Origin of the sequence: Halomonas alkalicola (genome assembly GCF_030704205.1) — a bacterium.
GTDB classification, from domain to species: Bacteria; Pseudomonadota; Gammaproteobacteria; order Pseudomonadales; family Halomonadaceae; genus Halomonas; species Halomonas alkalicola.
In genome coordinates this window covers 48,188-65,588 of sequence record NZ_CP131913.1, presented here as the reverse complement: position 1 = coordinate 65,588, position 17,401 = coordinate 48,188, and the positions used below count along the sequence as shown (strand labels likewise).

The following is a 17,401-nucleotide window of genomic DNA, read 5'->3' as shown; positions in this document are numbered from 1 at the left end:
CTCTTGAGCGGCGGCGAGTCGCGGCGAACCCGACTATCGAAGACCGGGGTCCATTGGACAGAAACCGACAGCAGTTCGCAACGAAGAAAGCCGCGGCCTCGATCGCGCGAGGCAGCGGCTTTCCCTGGATCTAACTCGAGGCAACAGGCCCTTGGGTGGCAGGCGCTCAGCTCGCCGTGGAGGTGTGTTGGGGGCGCAGTGTCACCACCTTGGGACGCTGCGCTGACTGGGCCGAGGCACCTGCCAGCACCTGGCCATCCTGCTGCTCCCACACCAGGTCAACGAGCTCCCCCTGAGGCTGGTAACCCAGCGGTGCCCTGAGCAGCAGCTCGCGAATGCGCGGGGCGTCGAAGGCGAGGCAGGCATCGAACAGGGTCTCCAGCAGGCAGTCCATCTCGTCCCATTCCAGCGAGATCTCGTTGGCGGTCATGATCCGAGCATGGCGGGTGGCCTCCACCTTCTCGCCGATCAGAAGCTCCTCATAGAGCTTCTCCCCGGGGCGCAGGCCGGTAAAGCGGATCTCGATGTCACCGCCAGCCGCAGCGCCATCCTCGCCACCGGGATAGCTCGGCTCGAGCCCGGAGAGACGGATCAGGTGGCCGGCCAGCTCGGCGATCTTCACCGGCTCGCCCATGTCCAGCACGAAGACGTCACCGCCGCGGGCCATGGCGCCGGCCTGGATCACCAGCTGGGCGGCCTCGGGGATGGTCATGAAGTAGCGGGTGATCTCCGGATGGGTCACCGTGACCGGGCCGCCGGCGGCGATCTGGCGACGGAAGAGGGGCACCACCGAACCGCTGGAGCCCAGCACGTTGCCGAAGCGCACCATGCTGAAGCGTGTACCCTTCTGGGCCCTGGCCAGCCCCTGGCACACCAGTTCCGCCAGGCGCTTGCTCGCGCCCATGACGTTGGTGGGCCGCACGGCCTTGTCGGTGGAGACCAGCACGAAGCTCTCCACCCCCGCCTCCACTGCCGCCCGGGCGGTTTCCAGGGTGCCCATGACGTTATTGCGCAGCCCCTCGACCACGTTGTGCTCCACCATCGGCACGTGCTTGTAGGCGGCGGCGTGGTAGACGGTCTGCACATGGAAGACGGTCATGATTCTCTGCACGCGGTGGCGATGCTGCACCGAGCCCAGCAGCGCCCTCACCGGGCAGGAGATGCCCTCTTCGCGGGCAATCTGCGAAAGCTCCTGTTCGATGCGATAGAGGCTGAACTCGGAGAGCTCGAGCAGCAGCAGCTGAGCCGGGCCCTGGCGAAGGATCTGGCGGCACAGCTCGCTGCCGATGGAGCCGCCGGCACCGGTCACCATCACCACCTTGCCGGTGATATTGGCCCCCATCAGCGAGGGATCCGCCGGCACCGGATCCCGGCCCAGCAGATCCTCCACCGAGACATCGCGAAGATCGTTGATCTGCGCCCGGCCGGCCACCACGTCGGCCATCCCGGGGATCGTCTGGACCGGCACCTCCAGCGGCTCCAGATGCTCCAGGATCTCCCGACGCCGCGCCCGCGACGCACTGGGGATGGCCAGCAGCACCTTTTCGACGCCGTAATCCTTGACCAGGCGTGCCAGCTCCGCCGGGGCATAGACCTTCAGCCCCTGGATGAAGGCGCCCTCCAGGCTGCGCGCATCGTCGGCGAAGCCCACCGCCTCGTACTCGGTGCCGTGGCGCAGCGACTGCACCAGCTGGCGACCCGCCGCCCCGGCGCCATAGATCACCACCCGCGTCTTGTAGCGCAGCTGGTTGCGCAGGTAGATCCCGCGCAGGGCAAAGCGCACCCCGCCCACGGTCAGCAAGGCCAGCATGGCGTAGATGAACGGCACCGAACGCGGCACCGGCAGCTGGAACAGGTAGTTGACCACCAGCAGCGCCAGCGCGGAGGCCCCTACCCCGGCCGCCACCGCCTTCACCGCCTTCATGCTCATGTAGCGGATCACCGCCCGGTAGAAGCCCAGACGAATGAAGATCACAAGGCTCACCGGGATCACCACGGGCAGCACCCACCACACCCGGGGCTGGGTCACGAAGGCCCAGCTGTCCAGGCGCAGCAGCATCGCCAGCAGGAAGCTCAGCGTGATCAGCAGGCTGTCGGCCGCCAACTGCAGCAAGCGTTTCTGCCGGCGTGGCAGCCGGAACAGGGGTTGGAGCAGCGTCATTATCACAGGCAGGAGTCCTCTCATCCGTGATGAGGAGAAACATCAGAAGAAAGTACGATTCTACCAGTACCGGGCCGACACTTCAGTTTCCTGAAGCGCCAGATTGACGACAGCTGATGTAAGACAGGGATTACAACGAAAGGCAGGAGTGGGGCGCCGGGCTAGCAGGAGGCACCCTCTATGGCAGGCTTGGGGTCGCTCAGCTGGGCCTGAGCCTGACACTGCTTGCAGGTGACCAGGGCGAGACTGTTGGGCCGGGGCTCGATCTCGAACGCCTGCCAACGGATCTCACCGCGCCCGATCTCGACGCTGCCGCAGCGGCAGCTCAGGATGAAAGTACCAACCGCATCGCGCTCAAGGCTGATAGATGACATGGGGTCCCTCCCATCGATTTAAGCCAGCTTAAGCCGCGCGGGTGACGCCCCCATAGTGGAGAACACCGACACACCGTGTAGTCCTGGGCCGACACCCGTGTAGAACACTCCGCGAGATTCACCGCCGTCGCCCTTACTTATCATCACCCCGCAGCCGCGCTGGACCAGATCCTGCTGCTGCGCCGAGGCCTCGATGCCCTCGGCGACCAAGACCAGCTCCGTGAGAATATGCTCGATGAAGGCACGGTCCAGCTTGTCCTTATGAATCGGCAGGCCGCGCAGATAGCTCAGGCTGGAGAACCGGTATCGAAGTCGTTCAGGGCCACGTGAACGCCCAACGCCTTGGGCTGGTCGATCAGTTCAATGGCCTGGTCGGCGCCGTCCAGGCACTCCGCGGGAAGACCTGACGCGTTCAGCGCCGCTTTCACCTCTTCCAGCCCCCCTCGGCGGAACTGCAGCGAGGAGATGTTCACCGCCACCGGCACCGCCGGGCGCCCGGAGCGCCGTGGCAGGCAGGGTAGAGGCCGGGCTTCGAAGCCTTCTTCAGGGTCAGACCCTTAATTCCCCTTAAGGGTCTGACCCCGGGGGACGGTGGGGCTAACCCTCATGCTCCCAGCCCACGGCCAGCAGGCCCAGCGCCTCATACAACGCCTTGGGAGCCTTACTAACTGTTATCTATCGTTAACGCATTGAATTGCCTAGCTTCCGGCTTCCTAACTAGTCGAGGACTCCCGGATAAAGTTTTTTTCTCGGTAGAGGCGATGAATGGTAATTGCATTGGTCAAGACCACGAGTACTTCGGCCATTGTCCGACCGAGCCAGCCAGGACATGACTGAGTGTCCTGGCTAATGCTGCCAGACCCAGGAAGACACGCATGGGAATGCCGCGGAGCAGAAACATGCCCAGCGTACCCAACACCATCGCCACGATGGCGGGCAGGTCTGCCCAACTCTGCCAGGTGAGCACGGAAGCCACACCGCTTGCTGCCAACACAATTGCCATTGCCACTTTACTGCCCGGATAGCGGCGTGCGAGCGCAATGCGCGCAATCACCAGCAATGACAACGCAGCGGCAGTCCAGCTCTCAAAAAACATGAACTGTAACGCGAAGGCCACGTTGGCCGAGAGCAGCAGCATCAATAGCCGATCGTCCTGCTTGCTGGAAAAGGCCCAGACGCAGAGTGCCAGCGACACCAGACCAAAAAACTGACCGGCCACCGTGCTATAGCTTTCGAACCTGGATTCATAGAAAAAAACTGAGCTAATTGGCACCCCCAAGTTCGACAGATAGAAGCGTAATCCACTGATTAGTCTGGAAACTCCTTTTCAAAATTCGCACTACAAGCGTGATGCGGCAGGTGCCGGCAGGCCAATCGCTTCGAAAAGGTCGCGTTGTTCAGGCTTCAGTTTGGTCAGGCCGCTCGCCGTCTCACGACGGTGAAGCAGGACCTGGTGGAATTGGATCTTGCGGGCAATTTCCAGCGCCCGCGTCGGCGACAGCGGGTGATCGCTGGCCTTAAGCCGCAGCCTCAGCACCCGGTAAAGCACCAAGGCGAGGAAGCAGATCAAGGCATGAACACGGATGCGATCCGGCAGCCGGTGGTAGACCGGCGCGATCTCGATGTCGCTCTTCAGCACCCGGAAGCCGCGCTCGATGTCAGCCAGCGAGCGGTAGCGCTCGACGATCTGCGGCGGCTCGTGATCGGTCATGTTGGTGACCAACAGTAGCTTGCCATCCATCATGCGGGCGCGATCAAGGGCCCGCTGATCGAGTACGTAATTGAACGTCTCAGCGGTCAGATCGACCTTGAGAATATGACCGAGGTGAGCGTCTGTGACCGCCTTGTAGAACCTGGCGGTGACGCCGGCGTCGGAGAGCTTTCTGCCACGATAGCGGCGTCCGGCATCCTGGTTGTCCAGCTTCTCGAACCACTGGCGCGCATCAGCCTGCAGCGCCTCGATCTTCTGGTCACGCGCGGTTGTCTGACCCTTGGCGACTTCCGGCCGATGCGCCACGATCAGTCGATGACCCTGCCAGGCCATCTCGCCGTAGGCTTCGCGATCGGCGTCCTGGCAGTGCGTCTGATGAAACGCCTTCAATAGGTCGTCGAACTCGCCGTAACGGCGGCCCGGCACGGCCAGGATGAATTCCAGGGAACGACCCTCGATACGCACAGCGGACAGGGCTTCCAGGTTGTCCAGAGACAACAAACCACGGTCGGCCACCAGCACCACGCGTCGCACGTTGAAGCGCTGGGTGACGGTCTCGATGGTCGGCAGCAGCGTCTTGGTTTCCGCGACGTTGCCATCGAATACCTCGTGGTGAATGGGCAGCCCTTCCGCCGTCTGCACGACGCCCAACATGAACTGTCGGCCGATGCCGCCTTCCTTCGAAGGCCCGTAATGGCGCACATCACCTTCGATCGATGTCTGGCCTTCTGCTCGGATCGTGGTGAGGTCGTAAAAAACGATCGACAGCTCTTGATCGATCAGCGGTTTGAGCTGCTGAGCCAGTACATCATTGAGCGTTTCGCTGCAGTCCGACAGGGTGTCCATGGTGCGCAGCAGATGCTGATGACGGATCGAGGCCGTATCGACATCGGGCACCAGCACATCCTCCAACCAGCGCAGCACGCCGAGCTTGGATTCGGGATCGCAGAGGCGGTTGAACACCATGACCCGCAGCAGCCGCTCGGCATCGAACTGCCGCTTGCTGCGCAGCACACGGCGGAAGGCGTCATCCAAGCCAAGCTCTTTCCAGAGCGAGGTCAACAGCCAGGTGTCGCCGACGGAGCGCGCCGGCGCGAAGTCGGTCTCGCCGGTGCCTTCTTCGAGAGAGGGCTGGCCGGAGACCCGCAGTAGGCCGTTGATCAGCGCGCTGGATTCCCCGGCGGTGACGGCCTCCAGGCGGCCCAGCGTCGCGATCACGCGTTGGCGCGACTTGCCGGCCTCGTCGCGGAAAGACTCGACGAGCTTCACGTAGCGACGCGGGCCGGATTTGGTGACTTTGACAAACATGTCACCACAATAGTCCGGCCATGAGATAGATGGCAAAGAACCATGAGAAAAACATGTCACTACAAAGAATTTGGCAGAAATTGCCTAACTAACTGAATCCTCGGACCACGGGTGCCGAAATCAGGCCAAAATCGGGCTGGAAGTGTCGAAGTCGGGGGCGCTGCCATCATCGATGAGCAGGTGCTCTAAGCCGAGCGTAAGCGGAAGTCCCGCGAGAGCGTGCTTGCCGCCCTGGGCCACTGGCCGCCACCAGGCGGTCAGCTTTGGCTAGCCCCCGGTCATGTTCATGAACCGCACCACCTGCACGTCACCGTCGGTGGTGAAGTGATGCCGCTCGGGCTTCTTCAGCATGGCGGCGACGATGACGGCCTTGAGCCGTTCAAGATCGCCGGGGTGACGGCGCATCACCGCGCGCAGGTCGACTGAGTGCTCGTTGCCCAGGCACAGCAGCAGGCGGCCCTCGGCGGTAACCCGCACCCGGTTGCAGGCGGCGCAGAAGTTGTGGCTGTGGGGCGAGATAAAGCCAACCCGCGAGTCGCTGTCGGCCATGCGGTAATACTTCGACGGCCCCAGGGTGCTCTCGGTGGTGGGCACCAGCGCATGACGCGCCTCGATGGTTGCGCGCACCGTATCGCTCGAGCAGAAGGTCTCGGTGCGGTCGTGGCCAATGGTCTCGCCCAGCGGCATCTCCTCGATGAAGCTGATATCCACGCCTTCGGCACGGGCGAAGTCGACCAGGTCGAGCACTTCGTCGTCGTTGCGCCCCTTGAGGATCAGGGCGTTGAGCTTGATGCGCTCGAAACCGGCATCGCACGCGGCACGGATGCCATCGATGACCCTGTCCAGGCTGCCGGTGCGGGTCAGCTCGCGGAAGCGGTAGGGGTCCAGGGTATCGAGGCTGATATTGAGCCGCTTCAGGCCGCCCTCGCGCAGCGCCTGGGCGGCCTTGACGAGGCCGGCGCCGTTGGTGGTCATGGCGAAGTCGCGCAGGCCCGGCAGGGCCCCAACCTCGGCGACCAGGGTCTCGATGTTGCGCCTGACCAGCGGCTCGCCGCCGGTGAGGCGGATCTTCTCCGCGCCGAGCTCGACGAAGACCCGGCACAGGGTGGCCATCTCCTCCAGGGTCAACACCTGGGCGCGGGGCAGGAAGGTCATCTCCTCGGCCATGCAGTAGACGCAGCGGAAGTCGCAACGGTCGGTGACCGACAGGCGAACGTAGCGCACGGTGCGGCCGAAGCCGTCGATCAGACTTTGCATGGTCATCTCACCCCTTTACGTCGACGCTTCTCAAAGCTCGGCATTAGTCAACATGTTATTCAGGATTTCCGGATCTCGAATAATGAGCTTCTGGCCGTAGCCATCAATGGCACCAGTATCGCGCAGTTTGGCTAATAAGCGTGACAGTGTTTCCGGCGCCATGCCCAACTGGTTGGCTAGCCAGCGTTTGGGAAGTGGTAATGATATTGCAAGAGGGAAATTAGTGGATCCTGATGGCACCTGACGCAAGAGGTAGTCGATCACTCGCGTCATGGCATTGGCTTGGGCCAGCAATGCCATATCGACGAGATGCTCAGTGAGGCTGAGCGCAAGGCGACTCATGAGCTGGGCATGACAACGGGGCTGGCGCTCCAATACATCACGGCAACATGCCGTAGGAATGGCGAGAATACGGCTTGGGCAAAGCGTTTCTCCAGAAAAAAGATGAGTACATTCAGGAGATGCAAGGCTTAACTCTCCAAGGCAATCTCCGCGCCCTATGCACCGAATGGTAACAAAGCGGTTATCGCCTGTTGAACGTGCCAGCCTTAGCGCACCATCAATCACGATATACAGCCAGTCTGCCGCCTCATCCTTATGGAACAACCATTCGCGACTACCCAGCACCAACACCTTGGAAGCTTCCAGCAGGGATGCGACATCGCCACTAGGTAGGTCACTCAACCACGATACACCGTGTATCAGGTCCTTAAGCTCTCGAGGGACAGACCTGGGCTCAAGCATCGAATTGTCCAGCTGGCAGATAGGGGTACTCATCACCTTCCTCCACGTCGATATCGGCGGCCATCATTAGATAACCGTGCGCCTGGCTGGCGGCACGCAGCATATGGGAGCCCTGTCCACCAGCCAGCCGGGCGACCGGCTGGCTGCCCGACCAATCGAGCACTACCCGCAGCAGCTCCCGCCGCCCGGGACTGGCCCGCCGGGAGAACCCCGCTCGCACGGCGAACTGCTGCAGTGGTGGCACCTCTCGCCCTTGACAGCCTTGGACAAAGGGCCTGGCCAGCAGTTGCCATCCGACCAGCGAGGCCACCGGGTTGCCTGGCAGACCGATCAGCGGGACACCTTCGGGTGAACCGTTATCCAGGTAGCCAAACGCGAAGGGCTTGCCCGGCTTGATCGCCACACCATGGAATGAAAGCTCGCCCAACTCATCCAGCACGGGCCGAACGTGGTCCTCCTCGCCCACCGACACGCCGCCGGTACAGACCACAAGGTTGGTACCGTCGCGGGCGGCGATGAAGGCCTCCCGCAGGGCGTCGGGATCGTCGGCAAGAATGCCAAGATCGAACACGTCACAGTCGAGCTGCTCCAGCAGTGCCTTGAGTATCACTCGATTGCTGTCGTATACCTGCCCGGGGGCGAACGACTCACCCGGCTCGATCAGCTCGTCGCCGGTGGAGATAAGCGCCACCTTGAGCCGTGGAAGCACCGGCACCTCGGCGATGCCCTGGCTCGCCAGCAGCGCCAGCGCGGCGGCGTCCAACGTCCAGCCTGCCGTCAGCAGCGTGTCTCCTTCACGGTACTCCTCGCCACGACGGCGAATATTGGCGCCGGGCCGAGCTTCGCCGTCGACGTAGACGCGCCCGGCGTCATCCAGCCGAGTCCGCTCCTGGGGCACTACACAGTTGGCCCCTGAGGGCACCGGGGCGCCGGTGAAGATGCGGGCACAACCACCCTCGGACAGCGTTGACACATGGGCTCCCGCCGGCACGCGCAGCACCACTGGCAGGCCGGATTCACCGATCTCTTCAACGCGCAAGGCGAAGCCGTCCATCGCGCTGTTGTCAACGCCCGGCATGTCGATCCGTGCCGCGAGATCACGAGCCAGCACCCGTCCCGACGCCTGCTCCAAGGCCACGAGATGCTCTCCCCGCACGGGTTTGACGCTTGACAGAATCTTTGATCGAGCAACAAACAAATCGAGCAGCGGCACAGTTGGCTTAGTATAACAAAAGCATGTCATGGTGAAGCCTCTTGGTTCGCAACATCGCCAACCAACTGCTCCTGGTGTACCTGGCGAGACTCGCATGAATCGTGGTCCGGAATCACCATGGCGACAAAATTGCACGGGCGGGTCCGGGCATCGAGCTGGCCTGCGAGGATGCCGTCCCAGGCGGTGGCACAGGCCTTAGGCGATCCCGGCATGGAAAAGATCAGGGTACGGTTGGCCACACCGGCCACGGCACGAGACTGGATGGTAGAGGCGCCAATGCTCTCGTAGGAGAGGTGCCGGAAGAGTTCACCATAGCCGTCTATCACGCGATCAAACAGAGGCATGAGAGCTTCGGGCGTGGTATCACGCACGGTGAATCCGGTACCACCGTTGACCAGTATCACCTGAATATCTGGCTGGGCAACCCACTGGGAGACAGTCGCGCGCAACCGATAAATATCATCGGGGACGATACTGCGCACTACCAACTCGTGGCCGGCTTTTGTTACCGATAAGCGCAGGAGATCCCCGCTACCATCCTGCTCTAGACCTCGCGTGTCTGAAACGGTGAGAATTGCGATTCTCAGAGAAACGAAGGTAGTATTTTCTGAAGCATGGCCCATAGCTAATACTCGATGAAAAAAAAGAAATAGTGTGTTCACGCTGCCACCAAACAGGCGTCAGCGAGCGCTACTCGGCCAATATCAAAGAGTGAAGATCCACTCCACAATTACTCGGGCTTCTTCTTCGCTGACTTTTCCGTTCGGCGGCATCGGGACCTTCCCGAAACTTCCGGCACCACCGCGGCGAATCCTGTCCACCAGGAAAGCCACAGTTTCTTCATTGTGATCATAGTGCTCTGATATGGCCTTGTAGGAAGGACCGACCCGCTGGCTGTCGGTTGCGTGACAGGCCACGCATCCACGACCACTAATGATCTCCTGTGCCTTCTCATCGGCAAAAGCACTCACTGCAAGCGTCATTGTCAGAGATAGCAAAGTGGAAGCATAAATAGCTTTCATATTTCTCCCCAGAGGTCAAATGATATTTCTGCCGTCGACGACGGACTCACGCATTGAGTTCGCCGCGCTCTTCATCTGTCATGGTAAAGCATTGCCGAAGGAATGCCGTCGTTCGCAAGCCAAGCAAGAAGGTTAAGTGGACAGAACCCACCGGCATCTCCACAGCATGGACGCCATGCTGCCAACTGCCAGATCAATCACAAGTGGATAGCTATTCCAAGAGTGGTGGCGCAATCTCAGGCAGTATTTTTAGATATTCAACGACGCTTTCAATATCGGGCTGTGACAAAATATACTTGAACTGCGGCATGGTAATCGATGGCGCCTCCAGCCTGTGCAGGCCTTCTCTGATTGCCTCCATCAATGCATCGTCACGGCCATCTGTCATATAGGTCTGCGAAAAGTCCGGGATGTATTGAAAATCTAGGCGGGTCGAAAATCTAGGCCCATAACCCCGTCCGAATAATCCATGACACACGGAACAATTTTCTATATAAACTGCACGTCCGATTTCGGTTGACACTTCTTCTCCCGTCTTTAAATATGAAGGAGGTACCGGACTTGGCATCGACTGAAACGAATTCAGTTTTTCCTCTGAACTTTCCTGAGAGAATGCTGATGTTGCAGTCAGCGTGGCGCTGACTACGAGTATTCCAAAAAGCGCACATTGGGTTCTCATCACAAGCCCTCCATACTCAATTATCTTCCGACGTTGCCGCGGCAAATTCACGATTGTGATGATCGATAAAATGTTGCCGCGGCGAATTCACGACTGTGGTGATCGACAAAATACTGAATGGCACAAAGCAAATCGGTGTAGATATTATCTGGCTCCGTCTTTTTGGCGATCAAGGCCAACTGTGTCACAAAGGGAACGGAAAAACGATCAAGAAAGTGAGCTTGCTTGGACCTCCAAAACTTAACGATTTCCCCTTCTTCATCTTTCAGGCTTTCACCCTCTCGAAAGCTTAAATATTGAAGAAATTCAAGCTCCACGCCAAGATGGTCCGGAAGTTCCTCGTGCTTCTCAGACAACGCTAGACCGGATTCTTGGTACGCTTCCTTGATCGCCGTCATCTCCTCTAGGCGCTTATGTTCATTTTCTGTAAAAAAAAGATCCGTAGGGTGGGCACGGAACCATCGGATAATTACTCGCGAAGAGCATGATGTAATCTCCCTCAATCTTTTCAACGGAAGATTTCCTGAGGTTTTCGAAAAACCGTTCAAAGCAATCATGCATTTCTTTATCAAAAGCAGAGGAGTCCTCAATCTTTTCTAAGGTTTCGTATAGCAATGTTTCCGTAGATTCTCGTCGGAAATACTCAATTCCCTCTTCAGCAGGGTGGCCGAATGCCAATTCCAGGAAGTGATAGATTTGCCCCCTTGCCACTGCATGTTCGGAACTGTTCGAGGCGGGCATTTTTTTCATTTCGATCATAGCACTATTGTCCTTGTCCTAAAGTCGCGACTTCAGAGGTTTTTGATCTTAATCCTTTCCGGCACAGGGTTTGGCTCCTGGATAAACCCCTGCATCGCATATCCAAAGTACTTTTCAACCTCTTCTGGTGGAATATTCCTTGGAGGGACGTACCAGACAGATGGAATAGTTCCGAAGTCCGGGCGATATTGACGGCGTTCGCCTTCACTGATATTGCGATGGGTCGCCTTGAGGCCTACTTCGGGGTCATAAGGCTGTACACCAAGAGACGGATCGCGAATTAGTTTTGAAATCGTACTTTCTGGATCCATTAAGTTTCCGAAAATTCGAATCTTTCCAACACAGCTCTTCACACATTGCGGTTCTTGTCCCTTCTCCAAGAGTGGGAAACAGAAAATACACTTCTCCGATTTTCCCGTAGCAGTGTTGAAGTAAATTTTGTCGTAGGGACAAGCTTTGACGCAGGTTTGAAAGCCTTTGCAGGTATCTTGATCAATCAATACAATTCCGTCGTCGTTCTTATATATTGACCGTGTAGGGCATGCCGGAAGACATGCTGGGTCGGCGCAATGGTTGCACGGCCTTGCCAAATAAAATTGCCAGACGTCTGGGAAGGTTCCTTTTGGTGTGTCCTGATAAAGGTTCGAGTACCGATAGTCATACTCGTTATGACTTTCCGTGTCTTCACCATGACGTGGATACTTTCCATAGGGCGCAGTTGCGACGCTGTTCCAGAACATATCCTCCTGGCCCGGCCCGCTCGTCCAAGTTTGCTTGCAGGCCATCGTGCAGGAATGGCAGCCGATACACTTATTTATGTCGATCAACATACCATATTGCGCACGATTCCCGTATTTGGGGTTTGGTTGACCGTAGTATTTTTGCCAAAGTTCTTCTGACATTTTTTCTCTCCATTCGGTTTAAGCGGTCAAGCTTTCGTGACTTCGCAGATTTGATCGAAATGCCCGGACACAGGCCCCCAGAAATTTGGCTCGAAATAAATTTCATGGATAGGGTTGATAGGGTTGTGACTGAGACTATTCCAGTGACCCTCTCGAATCTGTTGACGTTGCCATCCAAAATAAATTACCACGGCACCTGGTGGAACGGATTCGCGAATTTTTACTTTCGCTTTGACATAACCGTGCTGGTTGTAAGCCATAGCGTACGAACCTGCTTCTAGGCCACGCTTCGCAGCTTCCTCATAATTCAACTCGAGCAAAGGTTCTCCGATGTCATCCAATTTAAGGAGAATTTCCGTCGTTCTCCAGGAGGAATGAACGCTCCACCGCGTATGTCTCGCGTGATAAACGAGCGGATAGCTTTGCATCAGAGGGTTACGCTCTTTTTTTGCTTCACGCCAAACCTTCGATGGCCCATATGGTGTTGCGGTTTTAGGTTCTTTATGGATAGGCAACTGTTCACCGTATTCAATAAACCTATCTTCATCTTTATAGAGCTCTTGACGCCCCGAAGCAGTAGTAAACTTTTTCTTACCTTGAACCTCTTCGGTGAAGGGGACGTAGGTATCAGACAGCATATTAACCTTGATAACCCGCTCTTTTTTTATTCGGTCCAGCGTTATGCCTTCCACTAGCGGACCACCAGTCTTCAACAAAAGATCAACGACTTGCTCGGGATGGTTATATTCGAAGATATCGCCGGTTCCCAATCGCTTGCTGACTTCGTAGTAGACCTCTATGTCGGACTTCGCCTCATACATCGGCTTTAACGCACCCTCATGCAACTGAATGTACGGGTGAGCAGGCGTTGTAACGAGATCCATCGGAAGCTCGTACCAGCTAACAATGGGAAGCACAATGTCGGCAAGTTGAGCGGTGGTGCTCATCTGTATTTCGGGAGAAACAATAAACTCGATTTCGTCTTGTAAAATCTTCGAAAATTTGGCTTGGTCCGAAGCCTGGCCAAAGAGATTACCCCCCGCCGCCCAGATACACCGAACTTGACGCCAATACTTTTCCTTTTCGGCCATCGTTTCTGTCGGGCCTTGCACGACATATGTTGTGTCGAGCGGAAGTGGGCGGTAACGCTCGGAGCCGTCCTCATTTTTCTTCGGGTGTAAGTACTCGGTTGGATCGATACGCACCTTGTGCTGGCCGGACCAAGGGCTGACGCCTCCACCTTGTTTACCGATATTACCCGTCAAGCATCCTAAGGCAATGACGCATCTCCCCATCAGGTCTCCGTGGTACCAATGGTTAATGCCGGTGCCGGTCCAGATACTCGCCGGATCTGCAGAGGCATATTCCACTGCAATCCGTTCAATGACTTCAACTGGCACGCCGGTAATCTCAAAGACCGTTTCTGGATCGTGCTCATCAAGCGTTTTGAGAAACAACGTATGCGAGGTAGAGCAGGAGATCGTTTCACCATTCGCAAGCTTGACCGACCAGCTCCCCGTCAGCGGTGGTTCGTCGCTGAAATACACGTCGGGAACAGGTGTTTCTGAGTTGGGATCAAGCACCATGAAGGTGTCAGAATCGCCCTCGGGATCCACATCAGAGGCCTTGAGGTATTTTCCGTTATCATCTCGGATGAGCAGCGGGCCGCTTGTAGTACGGCGGATGTGCGCCTCGTCTGTGAGTCCTTTTTTGACAACGACATGACACATGCCGAGCGCCAATGCCGCATCAGTTCCGGGACGAAGTTTTACCCATTCGTCAACACCGCTTGCTGTGGGATCATAGTAGGGTGCAATATAAACAATCTTTACCCCTTTCGCTCTGATATCCGTGAAAAAATGTGCATCAGGCATCCGAGTTTGAAACATATCGGACCCCCAGATGATCGCGTATTTAGTGTTGAGCGCATCCCGAAACTCGTGCTCTTCACTCTTAACGTTCCACGTGATAGGTTGATTAAGGGGAAGATCACCGTACCAATTAAAGAATGTACCTATACCGAAGCTGTTTACCGAAGCGAATCGCTCGCCAGCTCCCTGTTTTACCAACCCGGTGGCTGGCACAGGAGGGTAAAGCCAGATCGTTTCACTGCCATATTTTTCCGAAATCCGTTTGAGTTCGGAGGCAATGTAGTCAAATGCTTCGTCCCAACTGAGCCGTTCCCAAACACCCGCACCGCGACCACCCACACGCCTCATGGGGTATTTGACCCGGTCTGCTCCGTACACCCGGCGGTGATAGGTTTGACCCTTCATGCACCCACGCGGATTATACTCATCGTCCGGGTAATCGAGGGGAGGTTCCACCCGTTGAACGATGCCGTCCTTCACGAACACGTTCCATCCGCAGGCCCCCGTGCAGTTTGGCATATTGACGGCACGAAACTTTGTCTCCCCCAAGAACTTATCTCGCATCGTTTGTTCCCATGGGCGCGCGTCAGTCTGGACCAACGCCGCCAAGGCGGCGCTGGTTCGACTGAAAGGGTTAATCATGCCGCCCGCAGCAAGCACAGCCAAACTTCCCTTAATAAAGTTACGTCTTGATGCTGATGTCATCGTTTTCTCCTATTTTTTTCTATTGTGAGCGCCCAAACGTTATTTAACCGCCGACAACGTTTCTACTACGTTTCCAATTGGCTGGATGGTCGAAAGTATAGTCGGATCGCCCCACCGATCATGATGTAGATTTTCCGGAACCTGCGCCAAAGACAACATCAAATTGTTGAACGCTTCGAGATCATTAGTCTCGAAGTATGTAATAAAATCGGTATCCGCCAAGCCGGTCGAATGATATAGTTTCCGTTTTACGTTCGGGAGGTACGCAAGCGTCGGCTCCGTGTGTGTTTCCATTTCCTCAAGACGTTCTTCCTCGCTCATATTCCACCACTCTGCACTTTTCTTGACGGGAACGACAATTGAGTACCTCGGCTCCTCACCTGAGTACGAAGTAGAAGTTAAGGCAGCGTTTAAGTCTGAGGATTCTTCTTTGGTGATATAATTCAGAGATTTCGTTATGCCGGTCAGATTTTCGGTAACTTCTGAGTGCATGCCAAACCGGGTATTACTAAAATCATTCATGAAGTCTTGAGCAGTTTGCAGGTCATAGGCATGGACACGAAGCATGTAGTCGCTTTTGGCGCTTAGACCTCTCGTTAGATAGGCGTCAACCAACACATTATCCATGTGATCTTCAACAACCGAGAGCACTTCATCAACCGCACCACGACGCTCAGCTGATCCCTTTTGGTAATAATCTGAATTGAGTTTGTATGTGGCGAAAACTCCAAAAAAACCTGTATCTGTCAGTATTTTGGAGCGTTCAATTTCTTGATCCATCTGCATCTCGGTACTTTCGCCCATTTCTTGCGCGTAGGCCACCGTGCCGAACATCGATCCAGCAGCTACGAGCATAACAGTGGCTGCCATATAATTCGTTTTAAGCTTTGACTTCATCTCTTTTACCTTTTTTCAGAAGTGAGATTCTTAATCGATAGTTGTAGGGTAACCCCCCAGATCCTATCGTCTTGTAAATATAGACGAAGGTGGGGGGAATTTATTGACTCAAATCAATAAAACCGCCTAACTCACCGGCCTGAGACAGAAAATAACGAGTATCATTCTCACGTAGAATCAAGATGTTCCTGCCAGAAAGCGATTCAAGAGGACTACTCGCCATGGGTGAAAGCCGCCTATCCACCTGGACTTCCTGCAATGGGTCCATCCGCGTTAAGCTCGACGGCCAGCGCACCTCCAGCGACAGCGGCGCTATGCTGCTGCGTGAAGCCCTCGCTAACAGCGGGTGATCGAGGCACTGGAGGACAACCTAGTCGATCGCCGCCACCCGCTGCGTATCCGCCATTCGCTGGCCAGCCAGTTGCGCACCTTGGTGCTGCAGCGCGCGATGGGCTGGATTGACCTCAGCGATACCGACACGCTGTGCCGTGACCCGCTCTGGCAGCTGGCCTGCAGCGATGCTCGCGGGTTGATGCCACTGGCCCAGGACCGGCCGTCTCAAGCCACGCTGTCGCGGCTGCTGACCTGCCACGGGCGCAACGACAACATCGATGCCGTGCACGAAGGCCTGCTGCGGTTGGTGGTCTGGCGCCTGACCTCGCTGAAGAACGGCGAGCGCCCCAAGCGGCTGACGCTGGACATCGATTGCCTACCCTTCTAGGTCCACGGTCAGCAGGACGGCTCCGTCGTTCTGTGATTGCATTGTGGCTCGGACACGAATCGGTGGAGACCACGCAGATCTATCTCGATGCGAACCTTCGAGATGAAGGCGCAGACCCGATGGTCTTCAAGCTGCTTCAGAGCGCTCAGCAGCGATGGAAGCGGATCAAGGGGTTCAACAAGCTGGAACAACGTCAAGTTCAGGATGGCGAATCCTTGACCAATCAGTCAGGCAGGCAGGGCTGCCGCCTGACTCGCTGTACACAGGATTTGACAATAACTCGCTGTTGCGTTGTTATTGCTTGAATTCAGGGTTTTAAATAGGGTATGGATATGAAAACAGAATCAAGGATCTTTCCGGTTGCAGAATATATTCGCCCGTCTAACGGCGAACCAATTCGTTCGGTGGTTATGGAAACCAACGACTCTGCCGTTGTTGTTTGGCATGCCCATCCTGGGCAAGAAATAGCCGCTCATGTCCACCCTCACGGCCAAGATACTTGGACGGTTATCTCAGGTGAGGCCGAGTATTATCAAGGTGACGGCATAGTCACCTTACTTAAAGCCGGAGATATTGCCATAGCAAAACTTGGGCAAGTGCATGGTGCAATGAACTCTGGCCCCGTACCGTTCATATTTGTCTCAGTGGTTGCACCGGGCAATGCCGGTTTTGCGTTGTCTGAGAAATAGGCATTCACATTAATAAATAAGGTATTCCCTCGGCTTTGCCGGGGGACACCGAGTTAGACACTTCCAGTCCGATTTTGGCCTGAAACTGGCACCTGTGGACTGAAGGTTCAGTAAGTTTGCAACTCCCTGTCAGAATCCCTGTAGTGACACGTTTCGAGCCGTTTCCTTGCAGTATTGGCCAGCTGGGCTGAATCTTGCTATGTAAGAGAAAATAGGGGACAGCGTTACGATATCGCGTATTTCTGTCTAGAAATCAAGCATTTGCATGGCTTAATCCCGCCTTATTCACGAGGGCGCTGATTGAGCGGTCTGAAGGTACTGGCTGTTGGCATTGCTTATCAGGATTCGCCTCTTCAGCGCGAGTGGCTGTTGAGTAATGCCAGAACGC

17 protein-coding genes and 1 pseudogene are annotated in these 17,401 nt (G+C 56.6%); 2 read left to right on the top strand and 16 right to left on the bottom strand.

Going from position 1 to position 17,401, the window contains the following annotated elements:
* Positions 1-166: 166 nt before the first annotated feature.
* The 16 genes from B6N23_RS00330 to B6N23_RS00255 all read right to left on the bottom strand — a co-directional run bounded on the left by B6N23_RS00330 (position 167) and on the right by B6N23_RS00255 (position 15,603).
* The gene (locus B6N23_RS00330) at positions 167-2,161 is read right to left on the bottom strand and encodes a polysaccharide biosynthesis protein (RefSeq protein ID WP_305501106.1); all 1,995 of its coding nucleotides are present in this window, start codon (positions 2,159-2,161) and stop codon (positions 167-169) included.
* Positions 2,162-2,322: 161 nt separating this feature from the next.
* Positions 2,323-2,535, bottom strand: a complete 213-nt coding sequence (locus B6N23_RS00325; RefSeq protein ID WP_305501104.1) for a hypothetical protein — start codon at positions 2,533-2,535, stop codon at positions 2,323-2,325.
* A 287-nt stretch (positions 2,536-2,822) separates the two neighbouring features.
* Complete coding sequence (locus tag B6N23_RS00320; protein WP_305501102.1) at positions 2,823-3,014, bottom strand: hypothetical protein; 192 nt, start codon at positions 3,012-3,014, stop codon at positions 2,823-2,825.
* Between the two features lie 302 nt (positions 3,015-3,316).
* Positions 3,317-3,808: a YgjV family protein gene (locus B6N23_RS00315; RefSeq protein ID WP_369424753.1), complete on the bottom strand. Its 492-nt coding sequence runs from the start codon at positions 3,806-3,808 to the stop codon at positions 3,317-3,319.
* A gap of 66 nt (positions 3,809-3,874) precedes the next feature.
* Positions 3,875-5,554: an IS1634 family transposase gene (locus B6N23_RS00310; protein ID WP_305501100.1), complete on the bottom strand. Its 1,680-nt coding sequence runs from the start codon at positions 5,552-5,554 to the stop codon at positions 3,875-3,877.
* A gap of 267 nt (positions 5,555-5,821) precedes the next feature.
* The gene (gene moaA / locus B6N23_RS00305; RefSeq protein ID WP_305503888.1) at positions 5,822-6,811 is read right to left on the bottom strand and encodes a GTP 3',8-cyclase MoaA; all 990 of its coding nucleotides are present in this window, start codon (positions 6,809-6,811) and stop codon (positions 5,822-5,824) included.
* Between the two features lie 30 nt (positions 6,812-6,841).
* Entirely contained in the window at positions 6,842-7,495 is a 654-nt protein-coding gene (locus tag B6N23_RS00300) for a Crp/Fnr family transcriptional regulator (protein ID WP_305501098.1), read from the bottom strand.
* Positions 7,496-7,547: 52 nt separating this feature from the next.
* Positions 7,548-8,798 (bottom strand): molybdopterin molybdotransferase MoeA, encoded by a 1,251-nt coding sequence (locus tag B6N23_RS00295; RefSeq protein WP_305501096.1) that lies wholly within the window; start codon positions 8,796-8,798, stop codon positions 7,548-7,550.
* On the bottom strand, positions 8,795-9,391 hold the full coding sequence (gene moaB, locus B6N23_RS00290) for a molybdenum cofactor biosynthesis protein B (RefSeq protein WP_305503886.1): 597 nt from the start codon (positions 9,389-9,391) through the stop codon (positions 8,795-8,797). Before moaB ends, B6N23_RS00295 begins: the two co-directional genes overlap by 4 nt.
* Positions 9,392-9,472: 81 nt before the next feature.
* Positions 9,473-9,790: a c-type cytochrome gene (locus B6N23_RS00285; protein ID WP_305501094.1), complete on the bottom strand. Its 318-nt coding sequence runs from the start codon at positions 9,788-9,790 to the stop codon at positions 9,473-9,475.
* A 211-nt stretch (positions 9,791-10,001) separates the two neighbouring features.
* Positions 10,002-10,469 carry a c-type cytochrome gene (locus tag B6N23_RS00280; protein WP_305501092.1) on the bottom strand — a complete coding sequence of 156 codons (468 nt, stop codon included), beginning with the start codon at positions 10,467-10,469 and terminating at the stop codon, positions 10,002-10,004.
* A gap of 47 nt (positions 10,470-10,516) precedes the next feature.
* Positions 10,517-10,867: a molecular chaperone TorD family protein gene (locus tag B6N23_RS00275; RefSeq protein ID WP_305501090.1), complete on the bottom strand. Its 351-nt coding sequence runs from the start codon at positions 10,865-10,867 to the stop codon at positions 10,517-10,519.
* Between the two features lie 19 nt (positions 10,868-10,886).
* On the bottom strand, positions 10,887-11,228 hold the full coding sequence (locus B6N23_RS00270) for a hypothetical protein (RefSeq protein ID WP_305501088.1): 342 nt from the start codon (positions 11,226-11,228) through the stop codon (positions 10,887-10,889).
* Between the two features lie 32 nt (positions 11,229-11,260).
* Positions 11,261-12,130 carry a 4Fe-4S dicluster domain-containing protein gene (locus B6N23_RS00265; RefSeq protein ID WP_305501086.1) on the bottom strand — a complete coding sequence of 290 codons (870 nt, stop codon included), beginning with the start codon at positions 12,128-12,130 and terminating at the stop codon, positions 11,261-11,263.
* A gap of 26 nt (positions 12,131-12,156) precedes the next feature.
* Complete coding sequence (locus B6N23_RS00260; RefSeq protein WP_305501084.1) at positions 12,157-14,706, bottom strand: molybdopterin-dependent oxidoreductase; 2,550 nt, start codon at positions 14,704-14,706, stop codon at positions 12,157-12,159.
* A 39-nt stretch (positions 14,707-14,745) separates the two neighbouring features.
* Positions 14,746-15,603, bottom strand: a complete 858-nt coding sequence (locus B6N23_RS00255) for a chlorite dismutase family protein (protein WP_305501082.1) — start codon at positions 15,601-15,603, stop codon at positions 14,746-14,748.
* Positions 15,604-15,785: 182 nt separating this feature from the next.
* Here B6N23_RS00255 and B6N23_RS00250 point away from each other — a divergent pair.
* Positions 15,786-16,321 (top strand): annotated as a pseudogene (locus tag B6N23_RS00250) (transposase); the annotation flags it as partial.
* Between the two features lie 335 nt (positions 16,322-16,656).
* Positions 16,657-17,013 (top strand): cupin domain-containing protein, encoded by a 357-nt coding sequence (locus tag B6N23_RS00245; protein WP_305501080.1) that lies wholly within the window; start codon positions 16,657-16,659, stop codon positions 17,011-17,013.
* The last annotated feature ends 388 nt before the right edge of the window (positions 17,014-17,401 follow it).

Excerpts from the sequence above, each read along its gene's own strand:
- B6N23_RS00330 (WP_305501106.1), bottom strand. The coding sequence starts at position 2,161 with ATGACGCTGCTCCAACCCCTGTTCCGGCTGCCACGCCGGCAGAAACGC.
- B6N23_RS00325 (WP_305501104.1), bottom strand. The coding sequence starts at position 2,535 with ATGTCATCTATCAGCCTTGAGCGCGATGCGGTTGGTACTTTCATCCTG.
- B6N23_RS00310 (WP_305501100.1), bottom strand. The coding sequence starts at position 5,554 with ATGTTTGTCAAAGTCACCAAATCCGGCCCGCGTCGCTACGTGAAGCTC.
- moaA (WP_305503888.1), bottom strand. The coding sequence starts at position 6,811 with ATGCAAAGTCTGATCGACGGCTTCGGCCGCACCGTGCGCTACGTTCGC.
- B6N23_RS00295 (WP_305501096.1), bottom strand. The coding sequence starts at position 8,798 with ATGACATGCTTTTGTTATACTAAGCCAACTGTGCCGCTGCTCGATTTG.
- moaB (WP_305503886.1), bottom strand. The coding sequence starts at position 9,391 with ATGGGCCATGCTTCAGAAAATACTACCTTCGTTTCTCTGAGAATCGCA.
- B6N23_RS00285 (WP_305501094.1), bottom strand. The coding sequence starts at position 9,790 with ATGAAAGCTATTTATGCTTCCACTTTGCTATCTCTGACAATGACGCTT.
- B6N23_RS00280 (WP_305501092.1), bottom strand. The coding sequence starts at position 10,469 with ATGAGAACCCAATGTGCGCTTTTTGGAATACTCGTAGTCAGCGCCACG.
- B6N23_RS00275 (WP_305501090.1), bottom strand. The coding sequence starts at position 10,867 with ATGACGGCGATCAAGGAAGCGTACCAAGAATCCGGTCTAGCGTTGTCT.
- B6N23_RS00270 (WP_305501088.1), bottom strand. The coding sequence starts at position 11,228 with ATGATCGAAATGAAAAAAATGCCCGCCTCGAACAGTTCCGAACATGCA.
- B6N23_RS00265 (WP_305501086.1), bottom strand. The coding sequence starts at position 12,130 with ATGTCAGAAGAACTTTGGCAAAAATACTACGGTCAACCAAACCCCAAA.
- B6N23_RS00260 (WP_305501084.1), bottom strand. The coding sequence starts at position 14,706 with ATGACATCAGCATCAAGACGTAACTTTATTAAGGGAAGTTTGGCTGTG.
- B6N23_RS00255 (WP_305501082.1), bottom strand. The coding sequence starts at position 15,603 with ATGAAGTCAAAGCTTAAAACGAATTATATGGCAGCCACTGTTATGCTC.
- B6N23_RS00245 (WP_305501080.1), top strand. The coding sequence starts at position 16,657 with ATGAAAACAGAATCAAGGATCTTTCCGGTTGCAGAATATATTCGCCCG.